At 28.0% G+C, this 20,987-nt stretch carries 21 protein-coding genes; 14 read left to right on the top strand and 7 right to left on the bottom strand.

The window, feature by feature from the left end; translation table 11 throughout:
* Positions 1-273: 273 nt before the first annotated feature.
* Together QZ288_RS08050 and QZ288_RS08045 are read left to right on the top strand one after the other, a co-directional pair.
* Entirely contained in the window at positions 274-1,509 is a 1,236-nt protein-coding gene (locus QZ288_RS08050) for a hypothetical protein (RefSeq protein WP_295157454.1), read from the top strand.
* 27 nt (positions 1,510-1,536) lie between these two features.
* Complete coding sequence (locus tag QZ288_RS08045; protein ID WP_295157452.1) at positions 1,537-2,076, top strand: epoxyqueuosine reductase QueH; 540 nt, start codon at positions 1,537-1,539, stop codon at positions 2,074-2,076.
* Between the two features lie 100 nt (positions 2,077-2,176).
* On the opposite strand, the gene QZ288_RS08040 is transcribed toward QZ288_RS08045, so the two are convergent.
* The 3 genes from QZ288_RS08040 to QZ288_RS08030 all read right to left on the bottom strand — a co-directional run bounded on the left by QZ288_RS08040 (position 2,177) and on the right by QZ288_RS08030 (position 3,229).
* Positions 2,177-2,437 carry a helix-turn-helix transcriptional regulator gene (locus QZ288_RS08040; protein ID WP_295157450.1) on the bottom strand — a complete coding sequence of 87 codons (261 nt, stop codon included), beginning with the start codon at positions 2,435-2,437 and terminating at the stop codon, positions 2,177-2,179.
* Positions 2,438-2,626: 189 nt separating this feature from the next.
* The gene (locus QZ288_RS08035; protein ID WP_295157447.1) at positions 2,627-2,815 is read right to left on the bottom strand and encodes a putative motility protein; all 189 of its coding nucleotides are present in this window, start codon (positions 2,813-2,815) and stop codon (positions 2,627-2,629) included.
* Between the two features lie 210 nt (positions 2,816-3,025).
* Positions 3,026-3,229, bottom strand: a complete 204-nt coding sequence (locus tag QZ288_RS08030) for a hypothetical protein (RefSeq protein ID WP_295157444.1) — start codon at positions 3,227-3,229, stop codon at positions 3,026-3,028.
* A 223-nt stretch (positions 3,230-3,452) separates the two neighbouring features.
* Here QZ288_RS08030 and QZ288_RS08025 point away from each other — a divergent pair, with 223 nt between their 5' ends.
* Both QZ288_RS08025 and QZ288_RS08020 read left to right on the top strand, forming a co-directional pair.
* Positions 3,453-5,138 carry an FAD-dependent oxidoreductase gene (locus QZ288_RS08025; RefSeq protein WP_295157441.1) on the top strand — a complete coding sequence of 562 codons (1,686 nt, stop codon included), beginning with the start codon at positions 3,453-3,455 and terminating at the stop codon, positions 5,136-5,138.
* Positions 5,139-5,315: 177 nt separating this feature from the next.
* Positions 5,316-5,921, top strand: a complete 606-nt coding sequence (locus QZ288_RS08020; protein WP_295157438.1) for a metal-sensing transcriptional repressor — start codon at positions 5,316-5,318, stop codon at positions 5,919-5,921.
* 80 nt (positions 5,922-6,001) lie between these two features.
* Here QZ288_RS08020 and pyrF read toward each other — a convergent pair whose 3' ends face one another.
* From pyrF to QZ288_RS08000, 4 genes are all read right to left on the bottom strand, one after another.
* On the bottom strand, positions 6,002-7,357 hold the full coding sequence (gene pyrF / locus QZ288_RS08015; RefSeq protein ID WP_295157435.1) for an orotidine-5'-phosphate decarboxylase: 1,356 nt from the start codon (positions 7,355-7,357) through the stop codon (positions 6,002-6,004).
* A gap of 40 nt (positions 7,358-7,397) precedes the next feature.
* Positions 7,398-8,309, bottom strand: a complete 912-nt coding sequence (locus QZ288_RS08010; protein ID WP_295157432.1) for a dihydroorotate dehydrogenase — start codon at positions 8,307-8,309, stop codon at positions 7,398-7,400.
* A 14-nt stretch (positions 8,310-8,323) separates the two neighbouring features.
* The gene (locus tag QZ288_RS08005) at positions 8,324-9,097 is read right to left on the bottom strand and encodes a dihydroorotate dehydrogenase electron transfer subunit (RefSeq protein WP_295157430.1); all 774 of its coding nucleotides are present in this window, start codon (positions 9,095-9,097) and stop codon (positions 8,324-8,326) included.
* 160 nt (positions 9,098-9,257) lie between these two features.
* Positions 9,258-10,076 (bottom strand): 4Fe-4S binding protein, encoded by an 819-nt coding sequence (locus QZ288_RS08000; protein ID WP_295157427.1) that lies wholly within the window; start codon positions 10,074-10,076, stop codon positions 9,258-9,260.
* Positions 10,077-10,251: 175 nt separating this feature from the next.
* On the opposite strand from QZ288_RS08000, the gene QZ288_RS07995 reads away from it, so the two are divergent.
* From QZ288_RS07995 to QZ288_RS07950, 10 genes are all read left to right on the top strand, one after another.
* Positions 10,252-11,295: a VWA domain-containing protein gene (locus QZ288_RS07995; RefSeq protein WP_295157425.1), complete on the top strand. Its 1,044-nt coding sequence runs from the start codon at positions 10,252-10,254 to the stop codon at positions 11,293-11,295.
* A 3-nt stretch (positions 11,296-11,298) separates the two neighbouring features.
* Positions 11,299-12,105, top strand: a complete 807-nt coding sequence (locus tag QZ288_RS07990) for a tetratricopeptide repeat protein (RefSeq protein ID WP_295157423.1) — start codon at positions 11,299-11,301, stop codon at positions 12,103-12,105.
* Complete coding sequence (locus QZ288_RS07985) at positions 12,089-13,789, top strand: BatD family protein (protein WP_295157421.1); 1,701 nt, start codon at positions 12,089-12,091, stop codon at positions 13,787-13,789. The genes QZ288_RS07990 and QZ288_RS07985 overlap by 17 nt, the downstream gene beginning before the upstream one ends.
* A gap of 13 nt (positions 13,790-13,802) precedes the next feature.
* On the top strand, positions 13,803-14,480 hold the full coding sequence (locus QZ288_RS07980) for an SH3 domain-containing protein (protein ID WP_295157418.1): 678 nt from the start codon (positions 13,803-13,805) through the stop codon (positions 14,478-14,480).
* A gap of 58 nt (positions 14,481-14,538) precedes the next feature.
* Positions 14,539-15,597, top strand: coding sequence for a tRNA 2-thiouridine(34) synthase MnmA (mnmA, locus tag QZ288_RS07975; RefSeq protein ID WP_295157415.1), 1,059 nt, complete (start codon positions 14,539-14,541; stop codon positions 15,595-15,597).
* 53 nt (positions 15,598-15,650) lie between these two features.
* Positions 15,651-16,475 carry a thioredoxin fold domain-containing protein gene (locus QZ288_RS07970; protein ID WP_295157412.1) on the top strand — a complete coding sequence of 275 codons (825 nt, stop codon included), beginning with the start codon at positions 15,651-15,653 and terminating at the stop codon, positions 16,473-16,475.
* A 57-nt stretch (positions 16,476-16,532) separates the two neighbouring features.
* A complete protein-coding gene (locus QZ288_RS07965) occupies positions 16,533-17,360 on the top strand; it encodes a thioredoxin fold domain-containing protein (RefSeq protein WP_295157410.1) in 828 nt (275 codons plus the stop codon).
* Between the two features lie 323 nt (positions 17,361-17,683).
* Positions 17,684-18,604: an ABC transporter permease gene (locus QZ288_RS07960; RefSeq protein ID WP_295157407.1), complete on the top strand. Its 921-nt coding sequence runs from the start codon at positions 17,684-17,686 to the stop codon at positions 18,602-18,604.
* Between the two features lie 35 nt (positions 18,605-18,639).
* Positions 18,640-19,623, top strand: a complete 984-nt coding sequence (locus QZ288_RS07955; RefSeq protein WP_295157404.1) for an ABC transporter permease — start codon at positions 18,640-18,642, stop codon at positions 19,621-19,623.
* Between the two features lie 384 nt (positions 19,624-20,007).
* Complete coding sequence (locus tag QZ288_RS07950) at positions 20,008-20,985, top strand: ABC transporter ATP-binding protein (RefSeq protein ID WP_295157402.1); 978 nt, start codon at positions 20,008-20,010, stop codon at positions 20,983-20,985.
* Positions 20,986-20,987 lie beyond the last annotated feature (2 nt).

Below are 20,987 nucleotides of genomic sequence, written 5' to 3'. Positions count from 1 at the left end.
TGGATATTAATCTTATATCTAGGCTTACAGGTTTAAGTTTAGATGAGATAGAAAAACTTTAATTTAGTAATAATAAATATAAAATTTTATGCTTTATTTATTCAATATTAAAAAATCTTAATGAATTCAATTCTTTATATTAAATTCTTTCTTGAAAAAATATAACTTTATTATAGAATATATGCCGAAAGTATTATATTTAATTAATAAAAATTGTATATATTTTTTTTAACAGCAGACAATTTTTTATAATTAACAGAGGTTTATGATAATATGAAATATTTACTAAGTAAGTTATATATATTTATATTTATATTTTTTATATCCTGTGCTTCAGCTTCAAAAAATATACCAAACAGCGGAGTATATGTTGGAGAGGAAACAGGAGAGATTGGAATAGTTAATAATTGGAAAAATCCTGATTTTAAAGGCGGAAAAACAAGAAAAATAATTGCAGAAGGCTATTCATCTGCTGATGGAAGAGGTGAGGCTAATGCTATAGAGAGAGCTATTGAGAGTGCTAAAAGAAATGCTGTAGAACAGGCTGTAGGCTCTATAATTCAAAGCAGTACTTTAGTTGAAAATAACAGACTTATAAGTTCTAAAATATATGATAATACTACAGGCTATATATCATCATATAAAGTTATTAATATAGCTAAATCAGGTTCTGTTTGGTATTCTAAAATAGAGGCTACAGTTGGTGTTGATATGATACAGGATAATCTTCAGGCTATGGGAATATTGATGGACAGAAAGAATATGCCTCTTATAGTTGTTCTTGTTACAGATGAAACAGGAGAGCTTAGCGAATCATTTAATGTGGAATTAGAAAAAAATATGAGCGAGAAAGGATTTAAATTTGTAAGCGGTTCATCATTAAAAAGCGTAATGAGAAAAGAAAATATTACTTATGAAGATACAAAAAGCTATAATTCATCAGATTCTATAAAAAAAATAGCTGCTGCTACAGGGGCGCAAATAGCGATAATAGGTAAAGCAAATGCATCATTTTTTACATCTATACAAGGTACAGCTATGAAAAGTTATAGAAGCGATGTAGCAATCACAGCAATCAATATATCCGATTATACTGTTATAGCAAGGGCTACGCATCAGGCTGGAGGTGTAGGCGGAAGCGACAGGGATGCACATTCCATAGCCTTGGTTAAATCGGCAGATTATTTATCAGATGATTTTATTAATCAGATAGTAAAAAAATGGCAGAATGAAGTTCAAAATGGTACAGAGTATACTATATATGTTAATGGGCTTAATTTTGATGAGGCTATAGGTTTTGAAGATGCTTTGAAAAAGAATATAGGCGGCTTAAAAAGTGTTTATAATAGAGGAGTATCAGGAGAATCTTCCAAATATGTTGTAACTTATGTAGGAAGCAGCAGAGATTTGGCTGTCGATATCAATTCAAAAGCTGGAAATATGGGGTATCAAATAATAATAAGAAGTTTTGATGATAAAACTATTACTTTAAAAGCTAGTAAGAGATGATTTTTTATTTGAGGTAGTTTTTATTTTATGAAAGAAAAATTAGTAGTGCATACTTGCTGCGGCGTTTGTATGAGTTATCCTCGTACTATACTTGAAGATTATGATACCATATTTTATTTTTATAATCCTAATATATATCCTATTTTAGAATATGAGAGAAGAAGAGATGAGTTTATCAATTATGCTGAAAAATTAGGTATAAAAATTTATGTAGCTGAAGAGGATAATGATTTAGAAAATTGGTATAATGATATAAAGGGTTTTGAAAATGAACCTGAAAAAGGTGCAAGATGCAGTATTTGTTTTAAACATAGAATGCGAAAGGCTTTTGAATATGCTTCTAGTATTAATGCTGAATATGTTGCTACTGTAATGACTGTAAGCCCTCATAAAAACAGTAAAATTATTGAGGCTATAGGCAATAGTTTATCAGATGAGTATAAAAAAATAAAATATCTGCATTTTGATTTTAAGAAAAAAGAAGGATTTAAAAAAACTAATATAATAGCTAATGAAGCAGGGCTTTATAGACAGAATTATTGCGGATGTGAATTTAGTATAAGATAATTATTATAACTTTTATTTATTTTTTTCGCTGTCTTTTATTATATCATTTAAATTATCTATTATATTTCCTATAAAATCTAATTTATTTTCTTCAAATCTTTTAAGTTTTTCTAGTATTGCAAATATTTTTTCTTCTGAGGTTTTTAAATTGTACGGCTAATATATCAGGGCAAGTTTCTAATGCTTTACAAATTTTATTTAAATTTTTAATAGATATGTTTCTATTTCCTACTTCCACACCTTGTAAATATTTACCAGAAAGCGAAGATTTTTCAGCTAATTCATCTATAGTCATTTTTTTATTTTTTCTTAATTCTCTTATATTCTGCCCTAAATTTTTTAATACAGCTTCTGTTTCCATTATAAAAACTCCATTTATACTTATGTATATTTATTTATGGTATACAAAAATTTTATTAAAAAAAACAATTTATAATTTGATTATTAGTTAAAAAAGTATATTTTTGGTATCTTATAATAGGTGTGCTGTACTAAATTTTTAAATAAAAAAGCTGCTAACTATGAGCAGCTATAAAAAATATTGTTTCAATCAAGCATAAGTGCTTAATCTTTCACCTACACCAGGTCTAATAGGTGCAGATACAGCTTGAGGCTGAACACTTGTCATAATTTTGTCAACAGCCTGAGCCTGCATATCTGATGTTTTTCTTATCATACTTAAAGAAACATCTTGTTTAAGCATTGCAGCAGAATAAGAATTATAAGCTGAAATATCCATACTTCCCCTCCATAAAACATTATATTTAGTATAACAAATTTGTTTTATAATTGTAATATTAAATTAATAAAATATTAAAAAATAAACTTTATTGAACATATTATGATAATAAAAATGTTTACATAATATATTTTTGACTAAAAAAATAACCAATTATGTTTTTTTATTTTTTATATAAAAAATATTTACATAATTGGTCATAGGTAATTATTAAGCATATACATCTAAAATCTTTCCAACATTGTTATTTATTGAGACAGATGAACCCTGAGGAGTAACTATACTTACAGCCTTGCCTGCAGACTGAGCTGAACTATAAGCAGAAGAATTATAAACATTTAATCCCGCAGAAGTCATATGTCTAGTCAATGGAAACATTTCAGATGAATAAATAGAGTTTAATGAAACACCCATTTAAAACCTCCAAAGACTTTATATACATATAATATCGGAATATATATTGTTAATCATAAATATTAGTACAAATTTTACAATAATAAATATATTTATTATTAAAGATTTTTATATATACATATTGACTTATTATATATATTGTATATAATTTTTTTATATATTATACATATACTAGGTATATGTATTTATATGCTATTTTATATTGCAGAGAGGTTTCTTATTTATGAAAAAAATATTAATAGTAGGCGGTGTTGCAGGCGGAGCTTCTGCGGCTGCAAGACTTAGAAGATTAAATGAAAAAGATAAAATAATAATATTTGAAAGAGGTCCTCATGTATCTTTTTCTAATTGTTCTCTTCCATACTATATGGGAGGACTTATAGCTAATGAAGAAACTTTGCTTCTTATGTCGCCTGAGAAATTTTTAAAGCAGTTTAATATTGATGCTAGAATTAACAGCGAGGTTATAGCTATAGATAGAGATAAAAAAGAAGTTACTGTTGTATGCGAAGGAAAAGAGTATAAAGAAAGCTATGATAAACTTATACTTTCTATGGGGGCTAAATCTATAGTTCCTGATATAAAAGGAATAGAAAAGGTTAATATATTTACTATAAGAAATGTTGTTGATATAAGCAGAATACATTCTTTTTTGAAGGGAAAAAAAGATGCTAAAGTTGCTGTTATAGGCGGAGGATTTATCGGCATTGAGATGGCTGAGAATTTAAAGAATGCAGGATATGGTGTAACTATAGTAGAAGCATTGCCTCAGATAATGAAGCCTTTTGATTATGATATGGTTCAAATACTTCATAGAGAATTAATAGATAACGGAGTTGATTTAATAGTTAATGATAAGGTTGAGAGTTTTGATGTTAATACTGTTATTTTAGGTTCTGGTAAAAAGATAGAAGCTGATGCTGTTGTTCTTGCTATAGGTGTTGTGCCTGAAACTGATATTGCAGTTAAAGCTGGAATAGAACTCGGAAAAACAGGGGCTATAAAAACAGATTCTAATTATAGAACTAATGATAAAGATATATATGCTGTTGGAGATGCTATAGAAGTTTATAATCCTTTATTTAATGATTATTTCAAATTGGCTTTAGCAGGACCTGCTCAGAAACAGGCTAGAGCTGCTGCTGATCATATCAATGGAAGAACTGTTGATAATAGGGGATTTATAGGCTCATCGGTTATTAAAGTATTCAATTATAATGGTGCTGCTACAGGGCTTTCTGAAGGTTTAATAAAGGCTATGAATTTAAATATAAAATATGATACGGTTGAAATTATTCCTTTTGACGGAGTATCTATTATGCCTTCTTCCAGATTAATGCATTTCAAACTTATATATGAAGTTCCTACAGGAAAAATATTAGGTGCTCAGGCTATAGGAAAGGGAAATGTTGATAAAAGAATAGATGTTATAGCTTCTGCAATAAAATTCGGAGGCACTATAGATGATTTGAAAGATTTAGAATTATGCTATGCTCCTTCATTCGGTACTGCTAAAGATGTTGTTAATTTTGCAGGATATGTTGCTTCAAATTTGAGAAACGGAGATTACAGACAGGTTCATTATAGTCAGGTGAGAGAGTTAGTTGAAAAAGATGCTTATTTCCTAGATGTAAGACCTCCTGAAGATTTTGCAGCAGGACATTTAGAAAAGGCAGTTAATATACCATTGAGTGCTTTAAGAAGCAGATATAATGAAGTGCCTAAAGACAGACCTGTTTATGTAACTTGCAGAACAGGGTTAACTAGCTATACTGCATGCAAAATACTTCAGAATATGGGGTTTGATAATGTTATTAATGTTTCAGGAGGATTTATAGGATTATCTCAGTATGAGTATTATAATGATAAAACTACCGGAAGAAAACCTATATTAACAAAATATTTTTGATAATTTTATTTCTGTATACCATATAATAAAAGGGCTATTTTTTATGAAATAGCCCTTTTTTTATTATTATTAATAATACATATTTTTTTTATTAAAAAATACTTTATAAAATTTATTTTTTTTGTATTATATTATATAATGTATGCAAGAGTATATACTTTTTACAAGGACTGAAATATGTTAATAGAGAATGACTTAGAAATACTGCCTCCTTTGGAGTTATGTGAAATTATTGATAATACTGATAATATAATTATATTAGATGTTAGAACGGAAATGGAGCATAATTATGAAGGTATGATTGAAGATTCTATTTCTATGGATTTCCTTAAGCCAAGAGTATTTAAAAGAGAGATATCTAAATTAGATAAAAATGCCCCTTATATGCTGTATTGTTCTGTAGGCAAATTGAGTATAAAAGCTGCAGAATATATGAAAGAAGAAGGATTTACAAATATTTATGTATTGGAGGGCGGATTAAAGGCTTGGAATAAGCATTTTGGAGATGACAGCAAAGTTTCCAAATTTGACAGAGAAGAGGCTGTAGAAAGAAGAAAAAAACTCATTATAAGATTAAACCGTATAGAAGGTCAGATTAAGGGAATGAAGAAAATGCTTGCTAACGGAGAGTACTGCGGAGATATACTTAATCAGTCTTTAGCAGTTAAGGCTGCTATGGGAAGTGTTAATCAGGAGATTATGGAAGTATTTTTAAGTACCTGTATGATTTCTCCTAAAGAAAAAGATGATTTCTTTAGGTATATGAGAAAACTTATAAAGTAATTTTATAAGCAAGAGTAAAATCCCTTGATTTTATTTTATTATTCTTAATATTATATTTTTATTATTATTATTATATATTTTTATTTGCCCCAGTAATCAGGATTTTTATTCCATTCCAAAGCTTTAGATAATTCTTCTTCTGTTATGTATTTTTCATCTTTTGCCGTTTCCATAAGAGATGAAAAATTAGAGAGAGATGAAAATTTAATTCCTGCTTCTTCAAAATTTTTATATGCTTTTTCAAATTCATAAGAAAATATTGATATAATTTCAAGTACTTCAGCCCCCTCATTTTTTGCAGCTTCAAAAGTTTTTATTGAACTTCCTCCTGTAGAAATCAAATCTTCTATTAATATCAATTTTTTATTCTCGCATTCAGCTCCCTCTATTTGCCTGCCTCTGCCATGTTCTTTTTTTTCTGTTCTAATATAACAAAGAGGCTTGCCTAATTCATAGGCTATGAAAGAAGCCCAAGGTATTCCTGCAGTTGCTGTTCCTGCTATTATATCAAATTCTTTATCTTTAAGTAAGTTTACAAAAGCATCAACTATAATTTGTCTTGCTTTAGGAAAACCTATAACATATCTATTATCACAATATATAGGGCTTTTTATACCTGATACAAATGTGAAAGGCTCTTTTACATTAATTTTTACAGCCTGAGTTTCTAATAATACTTCGGATATTAATTTTGCTTTAAGTTTTTTATTATTTGCTATGCCTTCGGCAATTTCTTCTGCAATCATTTTGCATGCTTTTACTCTATCTTCGCTTCTTGTAATAGGTCTTCCTACAACAAGATAATCACAGCCGTTTTCTATAGCTTCTTTAGGAGTCATTATTCTTTCTTGATCATCAGTACCAGCCCATTTAGGACGCACTCCCGGACATACTGTTCTAAAATTTTCTCCGCATTCTTTTTTTATTATTTTAGCCTCTTTAGGAGAGCATACCACTCCGTCAAGTCCTGCCTCTTTTCCGAGTTTTGCCCAATTAACTGCCAAATCTGTTAATGCTAAATTTGAACTGAATATATTTTTTACATCATTTTCAGAAAGACTTGTCAGTATTGTTACTCCGATTATTAGATTATCTTTATTTAATTTTTTTATCTCTTCAACTGTTTTTTCCATCATCTTTTTACCGCCGCTTGTATGCACATTAAACATAAATATATTTTGTTTTGCAGCAAAGATAGAAGCCATAGCAGTAGTATTTGGTATATCATGGAATTTCAAATCAAGAAATACTTTTTTATTTTTACTAGCTAAATATTCTATTATTTCGCCTTTAGTATATAGAAAAAGCTCAAGCCCTACTTTATAAAACATAGCCTCATCGCCAAGTTCATCTATAAGTTTTACAGCTTCCCCCATAGAATTAAAGTCCAATGCTATAATCAGTCTTTCTTTAGGATTATCAGTTAATTTTATCATAAAATTGTCCTTTTATTATTTTTTATATTAAATAAAAATATTATAAATGTGCAGCACCTATTAATTCTTTTATATTTTCTATTTTATTTTCTTTCAGATAATTATCTATTCCTCTAATAACTTCTATAGGAAGCATAGGATTTGAAAATATTCCTGCACCTATAGAAACCAAAGAAGCACCAGCCATTATAAATTCCAAAGCATCATCATAACTGCTGATACCTCCCATACCCACAATAGGTATTTTTACAGCTTTATAAACTTGATAAACCATTCTAACAGCAATAGGTCTTATACAATCTCCTGATAAACCTCCGAAAATGTTTCCAAGCAGAGGCTTTCTTGTTTTTGTATCTATTTTCATAGCCAAAAATGTATTTACAAGCGACACACTGTCAGCACCTGCATCTTCAGCTGCTTTTGCTATTGCTGCAATATCAGTAACATTTGGAGAAAGTTTTACTATCAAAGGCTTTTTTGTAAGTACTTTTCTTACAGCTTTTGTAGTGTTTTCAGCACTTTCACAGCTTGCCCCAAAAGCCATACCTCCGTTTTTTACATTAGGGCATGATATATTAAGCTCTATAAAATTAACTCTTTCTATTTCATTAGCTATTTCAGATACTTTAATATATTCATCTATAGATGCACCGTTTATATTCAAAATTATAGGCGAGGAGTATTTTATATTTTTAACTATATTATTTTTGAAATATTCTATACCCGGATTTTCAAGCCCTATGCAGTTTATCATACCAGACGGCGTTTCTGCTATTCTTATTCCTTTATTACCTTCTTTTTTATTTAATGTTATGCCTTTTAAATTTACAGCCCCAAGTTCATTAATATCAAAATAATTGCTGTACTCTTCTCCAAATCCGAAGCAGCCTGAAGATGTTATAACATTGTTTTTTAATTCTTTACCAAGAAAATTTATACTTAATCTATTCATAATATATTATCCAATCATATATTTAATACTTTAGAATCGAATACAGGTCCGTCATAACAAACCTTTTTTAATATAGAGCCTTGTTTTTTATCTTTTATTTCTATACTGCAGCCTAAACATGCATTAACTCCGCATGCCATTCTCTCTTCAAGCGAAGCATAGCAAAGTATATTATATTTTTCAGAAACCTTTATTAATGCATTCATCATAGCAGCAGGTCCGCATGTATATATAATATCAATTTCTTTTTCTTTTAAAAGCTCTTTAGTTTTATCAACAGTACTGCATTTATCTCCCACAGAACCGTCATCGGTAGTAATATACAAATCAATACTGCTTGTATCGAATCTCTTTATTATCTTTACAGCATTTTCATCAGCACCGCCTGCTATTAATGTAATATAATTGTTTGAATCATTTTCATAAAGTTTTTCTATTAATAGTTTAATGGGAGCTATACCCATTCCGCCTGCAGTTATTAATATTTTTTTATTTTTTATACTTGTATCAAATCCGTTTCCTAATGGTCCTTGAATATTAAGAATATCATTTTCTTTTAATTCTGATAAATATTTAGTTCCTTTTCCCTTTGCTTGATAATAAAATTCTAATATATCATCATCAATATAATGCAGACTTATTGGGCGTCTTAAATATGTACTGCTTTTAAGCATAAAAAACTGTCCTGCCTTTGAATGTTTATAGCTTTCTTTTGATTTTACTCTAAGCAGGTATTTATCATCTGATATTTTTATATTATTTATTATAATACTATCTTCTAAAAACATTATTCAAACCCTTATATTTTTATAAAAAAAAGAATACCCCGCCCCTATATTCAGAGATAAAGGTATTCTTTGTAAACAATTGTCTATAAAAAATAAATATACTTTCATAAAGTTTTAGTATATAATATTTTTATAAAAATTCAAGCATATATAAAAATTATTAAATTATATTTCCGTCTATTGAAATTATATATTCTTTAATAATTATATTTTTATTAGCCATTTCAAGAGCTTTCTGTACTATCATCTCAACCCCTCCGCAGCAAGGCACTTCCATTCTTACTATTGATATAGAATTAATATTTTTATTTGTAAATATATTAATTAATTTTTCTATATAGCTGTCAATATCGCTATCCAATTTAGGACAGAACATTAAAAGTATTTTATTTTTTAAAAATCTCAAATGAAAATTCGGATAAGAGAAAGGCACGCAGTCTGCAGCTATCAGCAAATCAGCATTATCCAAATAATTAGCATTAGGATTCATTAATTTAAGCTGTATAGGCCAGTTTCTCAATTCTGAACTTATTTGAATATTATTATTATTATTATTTTCTTTTATAAATTGATTTCTCATATCTTTCTGCATACTTCCCTGACATCCGCAAGTTTTATTTTCTTCCATATTAGGAACCTCCATATTATTATCTTTTAAATATTTTAAAGCTTCATTAAAAAGCTTATCCTCTCCATGATCTTTTAAATGTTCAAGATGTGCTCTTATAACATTTACTCCTCCTTTAACAATATTTTCCATTACTTTGCTTTCATTATATTCTTCAGCTTCTCTCTCTACTATTTCCATAGCATTTTCAGGACAAGTTTTTATGCAAGCCCCAAGTCCGTCGCAGAATAAATCGCTTATAAGTCTTGCCTTTCCGTCTATTATCTGCAAAGCACCTTCAGGACAATCTGGAATGCATATTCCGCAGCCTGTACATTTATCTTCATCGATTTTTATTATTCTTCTTTTCATTATTGAAATATCCTTATATATTATTTATATTATTAGAATACGATATATATAATTAAAAATCTATTGCTGCAGCAACGAAATTGATTTTTTATAATAATAGTTTTATATGGTTTTATATTGATATTATGCTGAATATAAGTATAATAGTAGAAATATTTTGTGGAAGCGGAAAATTATGATTTTTGGCGATTTTAAATTTATTGTTTTTTATATACTTATTCCTATTCTTATAGTATTGTTTATTATATCAAGAAGAAAGGTTCATAAAGTATTATCAATGTTTACTAAAAATTTAAATTTTCAAAATGATAAAAATTATAAAAGAATATCAAATTTGAGAGTTTTTTCTATAGTATTTATGATACTTGCATCTTCCTTTTTAATATTTGCTTTGATGCAGCCTAAATGGGGAATAGTAGAGCAGAAAATTAAAACGGATAATTATATGATAACTATAGCATTAGATTTATCAAGATCGATGGATGCCGATGATGTATGGCCCTCAAGACTTGAAAGAGCTAAATTAGAAATAGAAAAATTTATAAAAAATACAGATAATTTATCTGCAGCACTAGTAGGATTTGCAGGAACAAGTTTTATAGCTTCTCCGTTTACTCAGGATATTGAAACATTTACATATATATTAGATAATTTGACTACTAAATCTGTTACTTTGCAAGGCACCAGAATAGCCGATGCTTTGATTACTGCAAAAAATACTTTTAATGTAAATGCTGTAAGCAGAAAATCTATTATATTAATAACAGACGGCGAAGATCATGGAGGATATTTTGATGATATATTAAAAGAATTGAATGATATGAATATTAGCGTATATACAATAGGTGTAGGAACTCCTGCAGGAGCTAGTATAAGCACAGACTTGGGAGTAAGAGAAAAAACTGTTATTTCAAAGAGAAATGATAATACATTAAAGTTAATAGCCGATTCTACAGGAGGAAAAAGCTATACTGCAGAAAATATATCATTGGAGAGTATATTTAATGATATGAAGCAGAATATGGACAGTGTTTCTGCTATAAGAAATAATAGAATCTATAAAGAAAGATTTCAAATATTTTTATCTATTTCCTTATCTTTAATATTTATAGCAAGTATATTTAGTATATTAACTCAAATAAAAATAAGAGAAACCATAAAAGAAAAAATAATAAAAGAAAAAATAATGAATAGAAAATCTGAAATTAGGAATTATTAAATTATGAAAAAATATGTTTTATTAATTATCAGCTTTATATCAATTTGTAATGTATATGCTTTTTCATTCAATGAATTTACAGCAAAGTTAGATGTCGATAGGGCAAACAGACTTATAAGAAAAGGAGATTATGATAATGCTGTAAGTTTGTATGAGAAAGCTTTAAGTAAAATTCCTAATTCTCCTGAAATATTTTATAATATGGGTACTACTATGTCATCTATAGGAGATATGAATAATGCTATTCAGTTATTTGATATGGCTAAAAAAAGTGTTACAGAAAAAACAAGCAGAGAAATGAAAAGTGCTATACATTATAATTCAGGAATAGCAAAAATTGAAATTCAGGATTATAGGGGTGCTATAGATGAATTAGTTGAATCTCTTGTCAATGCTCCTGAAGATGAAAACTCAAAAAGGGCATTAGAATATGCACAAAAAAGATTAGAAGAACAGCAGCAGCAGAATAATACAGGTCCTAGTATGCAGCAAAATCCTCAGCAGAATCAGGACGGACAAAGTGATAATAATAACGGCGGTTCTGGAAATAATGATGAGAATAATCAAGACAGTAATAATAATCAAAATAATAATGATAATCAGGATAATCAAAACAATGATAATCAGAATAATAATAACAGAGATAATAATAATCAAAATAACAATGGAGATAATAATCAGAATCAAAATAATAATCAGGATAATAAATCAGATATAGACAGACTATTGGAATCTTTAAGACAGTACAGAAAAGATAAAGATAAAGGAGATCAATATTACGGCGGAGGAAGAATTGATAAGGATTGGTAATATTTTTATAAAAACAATATTAGCATTATTATTTATTGCTTATTCATCTTTATTTTCTCAAACGAAAATTAATGCAAAAATATCAGATACTAAAGTAGGCATAGGGGAAATGTTTACTGTTTCTGTTACTATAGATAATAGTTCTGCAAGAGTTTTAATAGATGATATAGACGGGCTTATGCTCAGAGGTACATCTCAGTCAGTAAATATGATGTATTCTTCAGGTACATTCAAGTCGATTAAAACATATAATTTTACTTATATAGCTGACAGAGAAGGAAAATATATATTTGATAAAATAACTATAAAAATTAATAATAGAACATATATATCCAATCCTGTAGAAATAGAAATTATAGATTCTCCTACAAGGAATAATGACAATTATAAACCAGATTCAAATAAATTTGATAATTTTATGAATTATGCTGATGATATATATGTAGATAATAATATAAATAAAAAAGAAGTATACTTATATGAGCCTGTATATATAAATCAAAAAGCATATTCTCATATACCAGTTACAGTACTTGGATTTTCAAAAATACCAGATAGAACAGATTTTATTTCATATTCCGATTCTTCAGATTATAATTCTTTTACTGAAATAATAGACGGAAAAAGAGTAAGCAGCATACCGTTAAAAAGAGAAGTGCTTTATCCTGTAAAAGAAGGTTATAAAAGCATATCAACTTATCCTTTTACATTTGAAAAAGAAGGAATGTTTTATGACAGAGTTCAGTATGGCGAAGAAACTTTTTCTATAAATGTTATTCCTCTTCCTGATAAAGAAGGTTTTGAAAATTTTTCTGGGGGAGTTGGAAATTTTGTTTTTAGTATGAAAGCTAATAAAACAAATATTGCAGTAGGGGAAGAGCTTCTAATAACTATGGAGGTTTTAGGCGAAGGAAACACATCTATAATAACAATGCCTGAAATTAATGATAATATCACAAATTATTTTTCTGTATATCAGCCTAAAGTATATGAAACTAATTGGTTTGATAATAATAAAATGATTGGAAAAAAAACTAAAGAATATATTTTAGTAGCTAAATCCGAAGGCAGTTTTGCAATTTCAAATATAAATTTTTGTTATTTTTCTCCTAATGATAAAACTTATACGAATATATATTCTCTCCCTATTAATCTTATTATACAAGGAAGCAAAGTTAATGATTCTTCATTTGTAAATAATAATGAAAAAGATATAAGCAGCATTTCAATAAGGGATACCTATTTAAAAGAAGATAAATATTTTAAAATACTTGACATAAAAATAGTTTATTTTTATATAATTATATTGACTGCAGTATGCATATTTATTTTTAATTATAAGAAAATAAATAATATAAAATTTTCATTTGCAAAAGATAATAATGATAATAGAATTGATAATATTTTTAAATATTATAATTCTAATAATAGAAAAGAATATTGTAAATCGGTAGAAGATATCTTATTAACAGCTTTAAAAAATAAATTTCATATAAAAGATGATAATATATTATATGAAAAATTAAATAATTATATAGATGATGAAAAGGCTTATGAAATAAAAAATATAATAGATAAATGCAGATTTGAATTATATTCAGGAAAATCATCTGATAATGAGGATTATCATACAAAGTCTATAGAATTAATAAAATATATAAAAGAATTAAAAATAAAAAAATAGGCAGTTATATATTATGAAAAAATTAATTATAATATTTATTTTATTTCATTCATATTTTTTATACAGCCAATCAAATACTGATTTAGAGAGATTGAATAATTTATTTGAAAATGCTAATAAACTTTATAATAGCGGAAAATATTTGGAGGCTAATTATTTGTATAAAGATATTTCATCATCGAATTTTGTTTCAAAAGATTTGTATTATAATTTAGCTTCTTCTTATGCTGCTATTGGAAGTAATGGATATGCTGTTCTTTATTATGAAAGGGCTTTGAATATATCGCCTTTCGATAAAGATATAAAAATTATGATAAACTCACTAACTGGAAATAATGATTATGATTCTGTATTCATTATTATAATGTATATTTTTTTAATATTGTTTTTAATATTGTTTACTTTACTAATATTACTCTTTATAAATAAAAGAAGATTAAATAATTTTTTATTAATATTATCTTTGATTTTTTTAATACCTGCTGCAGTATTAAATAATAATATAAACTCGGATTATATTATAACTATAAAAAATGCAAATTTATACAGCGGAAGCAGTACTAAATCAAAAGTTTTATCGGATATAAACGAAGGAAAGAAATTAAAAGTAATTGAAGAGTATGATAATTGGTATTATGTAAAAGGTAATTTCAAAGGCTGGATAAATAAAAATTCTGCTGAAAAAATATAATTGAAAAATAATATTTGAATATATAAAAAAATTAAAATGATAATATAAGGATAATATTATGCAAAAAATAGCGGTTGGAATGAGTGCGGGAGTGGATTCTACTACTACGGCAAAACTTTTAAAAGAAGCTGGTAATGAAGTATTCGGCGTTACAATGCTTCTTTGGAATGGGGATAAGAGAGCTCCTTTAAGCGGTTCATGTTATAGTCCTTATCAGGAGAAAATTGCAGAAGAATGCAGAAAATATGCTGAGGCTATAGGAATAGATTATTATGCTTTTGATGTAAGCGAGATGTTTCAAAAAAAGGTTATAGATTATGTTGCTTATTCTTATAAACATGGCTTAACTCCAAATCCTTGTATAATGTGTAATAGCCGTATTAAATTTGAGGCTTTATTTGAAGCTATAGAAAAACAGGGATTAGAATTTGATAAATTTGCTACAGGACATTATGCAGGTATAAGATATGATGAAAAATCAAATAGATATCTTCTATTAAGAGGAAAAAATTTAATAAAAGATCAGTCTTATTTTTTATACAGACTAACTCAAAAGCAGTTATCAAAAATAATTTTTCCAATGCATAAAAATACAAAAGAAGATACTAGAAAAATTGCAAGAGAATATAATTTAGAAGCTGCAGAAAAAAGCGAAAGTCAGGATTTTTTTGCAGGCGAGTATCATAGATTATTTGATGAAGATAAAGAAGGAGATATAATAAATATAGATACTAATGAAGTTATGGGGCATCATAAAGGAATATGGCATTATACAATAGGGCAGCGTAAGGGATTAGGCATAGCATATAAAGAACCTCTATTTATAGTATCATTAGACAGCGAAACTAATACAGTTTATGTTGGGAGTAAAAAACATACATTTGTAAATGAAGTAAATATATATGATGTTAATTGGATAGCTGAGCCTATAGAAAAAGAATTTGAAGCTTTGGTTAAAACAAGAAGTGCCCATAAAGGTACTATGGCTAGAGTTATTCCTATAGATGAAAATACTATTAATATAAAATTTTTAGAGCCTACAGGAATTATAGCTAAAGGTCAGTCCTGCGTATGCTATGATGATGATATAACTTTATGCGGAGGAATTGTTTACTAATTTGTATTTATATTGTTTTTATTTGTATCATATATTAAATTTTAGGAACAATAATGAATAAATTATATATAATTCTATTTAGTTTTATTTTATTAATTTCATGTTCAGATAATGATAAAATAAATTGGGAAAATGATTTTAATAAGGCATTAGAAAAATCCAAATCAGAAAATAAAATAATAATGATTTATATATATACAGATTGGTGCGGAATATGCAAAGAGATGGATAAAACTACATTTGCAGATAAAAGTGTAATTGATAATGCTTTTAATTTTACAGCATTAAAATTTAATCCTGAAAAAGCATCTGAATCTAATAGAAAGGATATACAAAAAAGATATAATATATTAGGATATCCCACTATTATTTTTATTAATAGCAGCGGATTTGTTTTAAAGAAATTAGCAGGCTATATTGATAGTAATGAATTAGTAAATGAAATGAACGGCATAAAAGAAAGAAATGAAAGAGTAAATAATGTATTTAAAGATGATAATGCTGGTATAGAAAAATTAGATATTTATCTTGAATCTGGTTATGATGATGAAGCTTTGAATATATATAATGAGCTTGTAAGAGAAAATAAAATATCTAAAAATAATATGCCGAAATATATGTGCAGGATTGCTCTATTACTTTTAGATAATAATAGATATGAAGAAGGTATGAAATATTTTGATGAGATAATAAATAAATACGGCAGTTATAATGAAGTGTATATAGCACATTATTATAAGGCTCTTGATATGGTGATTAATGATAGACTTACTAATGACGGAGTAAAATATATAGAAAATCTTACTAATAAAATTCCTAATGAAATGAAAGCTGATTATTTAGATTTTATAAATTATTTCAGTTCTAATTATAATTAAATATATTGTTTTATTATAAAAATATTTTATAATATTTCGTATTAAAAGGATAACATTATGAATAAAAATACATTAATAACTTTTATAATAATATTTATGTCTATAATTTCTTGTAATAATGCCAATGCTGAAATAAAATGGGAAAAAGATTTGGCTTCGGCAATGAAGAAAGCTAAAGAAAAAAATCTGCCTATAATGATAGATGTATATACGGATTGGTGTACTTGGTGTAAAGAGTTAGATAAAAATACTTATTCTCATAAAGAAGTTATAGATACTGCTAAAAAAATGGTATCTGTAAAATTAAATCCTGAAACTTCTGCAGAGGGTGCAGAGATAGCTAAAAAATACGGAGTGCAGGGTTTTCCTACAATACTATTTATAAATGCTGACGGACTAGTTTTAGAAAATGTAGGAGGATATGTTGAGGGCGATAAATTTGTTCCGTATATGAAAAATGCTATAGAAAAATTACATAAAGTAAACTCTGTGCTGTCAAGTAAAGAACCTAGTTTAGAAAAATTAGATTTATATATGGAATCTGGAAATGAAGAAGAATCTAAAAAAATATATAATATTTTGATTCAGAAGAATGCTGTTTCAAAAGAAAAAATGCCTAAATATTTACTCGGATTTGCTTTGATGAGAGCTCAAAGAAATGATTATAAAAAGGCTAATGAATATTTTGATACTATTATAAGAGATTATTCTAAATCTGAAGAGGTTTATGTAGCACATTATTATAAGGCGGTTACTATGGTTCTTGCAGGCGAGAAAGATGAGCCTAAAAAATACTTGGAAAAACTTTTAGAGGATCCTAAAACTCCTGATAATATGAAAATGCAGTATGAGAGTTTGCTTTCGTATATAAATGAAAGCTATTAAAATTATATATCAGTTTATTTGATAGGCTTATAGTTATTATTAGTAATAAAAATATATTTAATAATAAAATAGCTTTGAAGCTAGAAAGCTAATCATAAAAATTATGAGTTTCTGATATTGCTAATTGTTAAAATAAAGGGAATTAAAAATTATAAACCCTAAAAAATAAGTTAAGCGAGTTTTATAGCTAGTAATAATAAAACAATTTTTAATAATTTAATACTATATACATTAGATTTTTTATGCTTGACAAAACTTTAATTTTATTAAATAATAATTCAGTTATTTGCATTATTCCAATTAGTTTAAAGGAGTAATTTTTTATGTTCTCTTATATTGTTAGAAGATTATTAGTTTCGCTTTTGACTCTTTTTGTTATAGTAACAATAACATTCTTTTTAATGCATACAGTACCCGGAGGTCCTTTTGTAGGAGAAAAACCGCTTAGTAAAGTTGCTCTTGAAAATTTAAATAGAAAATACGGACTTGATAAGCCATTAGTAGTGCAGTACGGCAATTATTTAAAGAATGCTGTTAAAGGAGATTTAGGCACTTCTTTAACAAAAATAGGGCAGTCAGTTTCTGGAACAATAATAAGAGCTTTCCCTGTATCTTTCAGACTTGGAATATTCAGTATGTTTATCTCTACTACTATAGGAGTTTTATTCGGCATAGTGGCGGCATTAAAGCATGGAAAATTAGCAGACAGAACTGTAATGGTTGCAGCTACTTTAGGCATAGCAGTACCAAGTTTTGTTGTAGCTACAGTATCCATTATTATATTTTCTGTGAAATTAAAACTTCTTCCTGCTTATGGGTTTGATTCTTTCGCTCAGTATATAATGCCCGGATTTGCTTTATCTTTTAGTTCTCTCAGTTTTATGGCTAGACTTATGAGAAGTTCTATGCTTGATGTTATTCACCAAGATTATATAAAAACTGCAAGAGCAAAAGGCGTATCAAGAAGCATAATTATATTTAAGCATGCTTTAAGGAATGCTATTATACCTATAGTTACATATATAGGACCTTTAGCAGCAGCTATTTTAACAGGTTCATTTGTAGTTGAAAAAATATTTAATATACCGGGACTTGGAAGATATTTTGTAGAAAGCATTACACAAAGAGATTATCCTACAATATTAGGTGTTACAATATTTTATGGGGCATTTTTAATAGCTATGAATTTTTTAGTTGACTTATCTTATGGTATAATAGACCCTAGAATAAAAATACAGGAATAATTTTTATAATTTTTTATAAATGAGGATATTAATTGATGGAAAATAGTTTAGATAAATCGTTATTTGTAAAAGCAACGGAGGAAGAAAAAGCTTCTGCTGAAGTAAAAAGAGAGAGTGTAACTTATTGGCAGGATGCATATAGAAGATTTAAAAAAAATAAAGTTGCATTAGTATCCATAATTATAATAGGAATTATAGCCGTACTTTCTATAATAATACCTATATTTTCAGAATACGGATATGCACAAATAAACAGAGGCGTTGAAAATAGTCTTCCTACTTTTAAACATCCATTCGGTACAGATACTTTAGGAAGAGATTTATTAGTCAGATGTATGATAGGTGCTAGAATATCGCTTTTAATAGGCATAGTATCAGCTACTTTGGTTGTAATAATAGGAATAGTTTACGGCTCTATATCAGGATATTTCGGAGGACTTACTGACAGTATTATGATGCGTATAGTTGATATAATAAGTGCTGTGCCTACGCTTTTGGTAGTTGTATTATTATCTGTTGTACTTAAAAGCCCTATGGATAAGTTATTTTTACAAAATGAGTCATTGAGAGGAATAGGACTTTTAGGACCTGGACTTTTCAGCATATTTATAGTTATATCTCTGCTTTATTGGACTAATATGGCTAGAATGACTAGAGGGCAAATTTTAGCATTGAAAGGACAGGAGTTTATAACAGCAGCTAGGGCTTTGGGTACTCCGCATAGCAGGATAATATTTAAGCATTTGATACCTAATGCAATGGGGGCAATAATAGTTTCTGCTATGGTTCAAATACCTAATGCTATATTTGTTGAAGCATTTTTGAGTTTTTTGGGTTTAGGAGTTAGTGCCCCTATGGTTTCTCTTGGTTCTTTAACTTCAAATGCTGTAAGCGGTGTTTATTCTTATCCTTATCAGCTTCTTTTTCCTGCCGCTTTGATAAGTATTATAATACTCTGCTTTAATTTGGTTGGAGACGGTTTGAGAGATGCATTAGACCCTAGAATGAAGAATAGATAATAAAAAATTGTAAGTATTTGATATTATAAATAAATGGAGGAATAATTAAAAATAATTTTTATTAGTAATAATAAGAATAATAATTAATAAAGAGAGCCGAAGCCATAGCTTATTATAGGCATTGGCAAATATAGATTTCGTCGGCGAGTATAGTAATAATAAAACAATTTTTATTAGCAATAATAAAATTATTAGCGAGTTTATCGATAGCAATAATTAAAAAAGCGAGCCAAAGCCATAGCTTATTATAGGTGTTGCTAAAGGCATACTTTGTCGGCAAGCACAGAAATAACAAAGAGATAAACGAGCAGCTAATAAACAGCGAAGCTGGTTATTAGCTATTATTAGCGAGTTTATCGATAGCAATAATAAGGAAATTGATTGATGGAAAATAATCATTTATTAGAAGTTAAAAATTTAAGCGTATCTTTTTTTACGCCTCTTGGAGAAGTTAAGGCAGTTAATAATATTTCATATAAATTGAATAAATCAAAAGTATTGGGCATAGTCGGGGAATCCGGAAGCGGTAAAAGTGTATCGGCTTATTCTATAATGGGACTTATTGAAGAGCCCGGCAAAATTATGAACGGAGAAATCTTATTTGAAGGCAATGATTTAATAAAACTTTCAGAGCATGAAAAAAAGGAAATCAGAGGCGATTTAATATCAATGATATTTCAAGACCCTATGACATGTCTTAATCCTGTATATACTATAGGCAATCAATTAATGGAGGCATTGACTACGCATCAAAAAATAAGCAAAACTGATGCAATAGAAAGAATAGTTGAGCTATTAACTTTAGTCGGTATTAATGAACCTAGAAGAAGAATAAAACAGTATCCTCATGAGCTTTCAGGCGGTATGCGTCAGCGTATAATGATAGCTATGGCACTTGCAGGAGATCCTAAAATACTCATAGCTGATGAGCCTACAACTGCACTTGATGTTACTATACAGGCACAGATACTTGAGCTTATAAAAGATATACAAAAAAAAATAAATATGGCTGTTATACTCATTACGCATGATTTTGGTATAGTGGCGGATATGGCTGATGATATTATAGTTATGTACGGCGGAGGAATAGTAGAAAGAGGAACGGTATTTGATATATTTGAGTCTCCTAAGCATCCTTATACTTTGGGGCTTTTAAAATCGCTTCCCCGTATTGATATAAAACAAGATAGGCTTATTCCTATAGAGGGAACTCCTATTGATTTGCTTAATATGAAGGCAGGCTGTCCTTTTAGTACAAGATGCGAAGAATGTATGAAAGTATGTATTGATAATAAGCCTCCTATAACGGAATTTGAGAAAGGACATTTTTCAGCTTGCTGGCTTCATCAGATGCCTAATTAATA

Origin of the sequence: uncultured Brachyspira sp. (genome assembly GCF_910578695.1) — a bacterium.
Taxonomy (GTDB): domain Bacteria; phylum Spirochaetota; class Brachyspiria; order Brachyspirales; family Brachyspiraceae; genus Brachyspira.
Note: the sequence above shows the minus strand (reverse complement) of the source record. Positions and strands in the feature narration are given on the sequence as shown.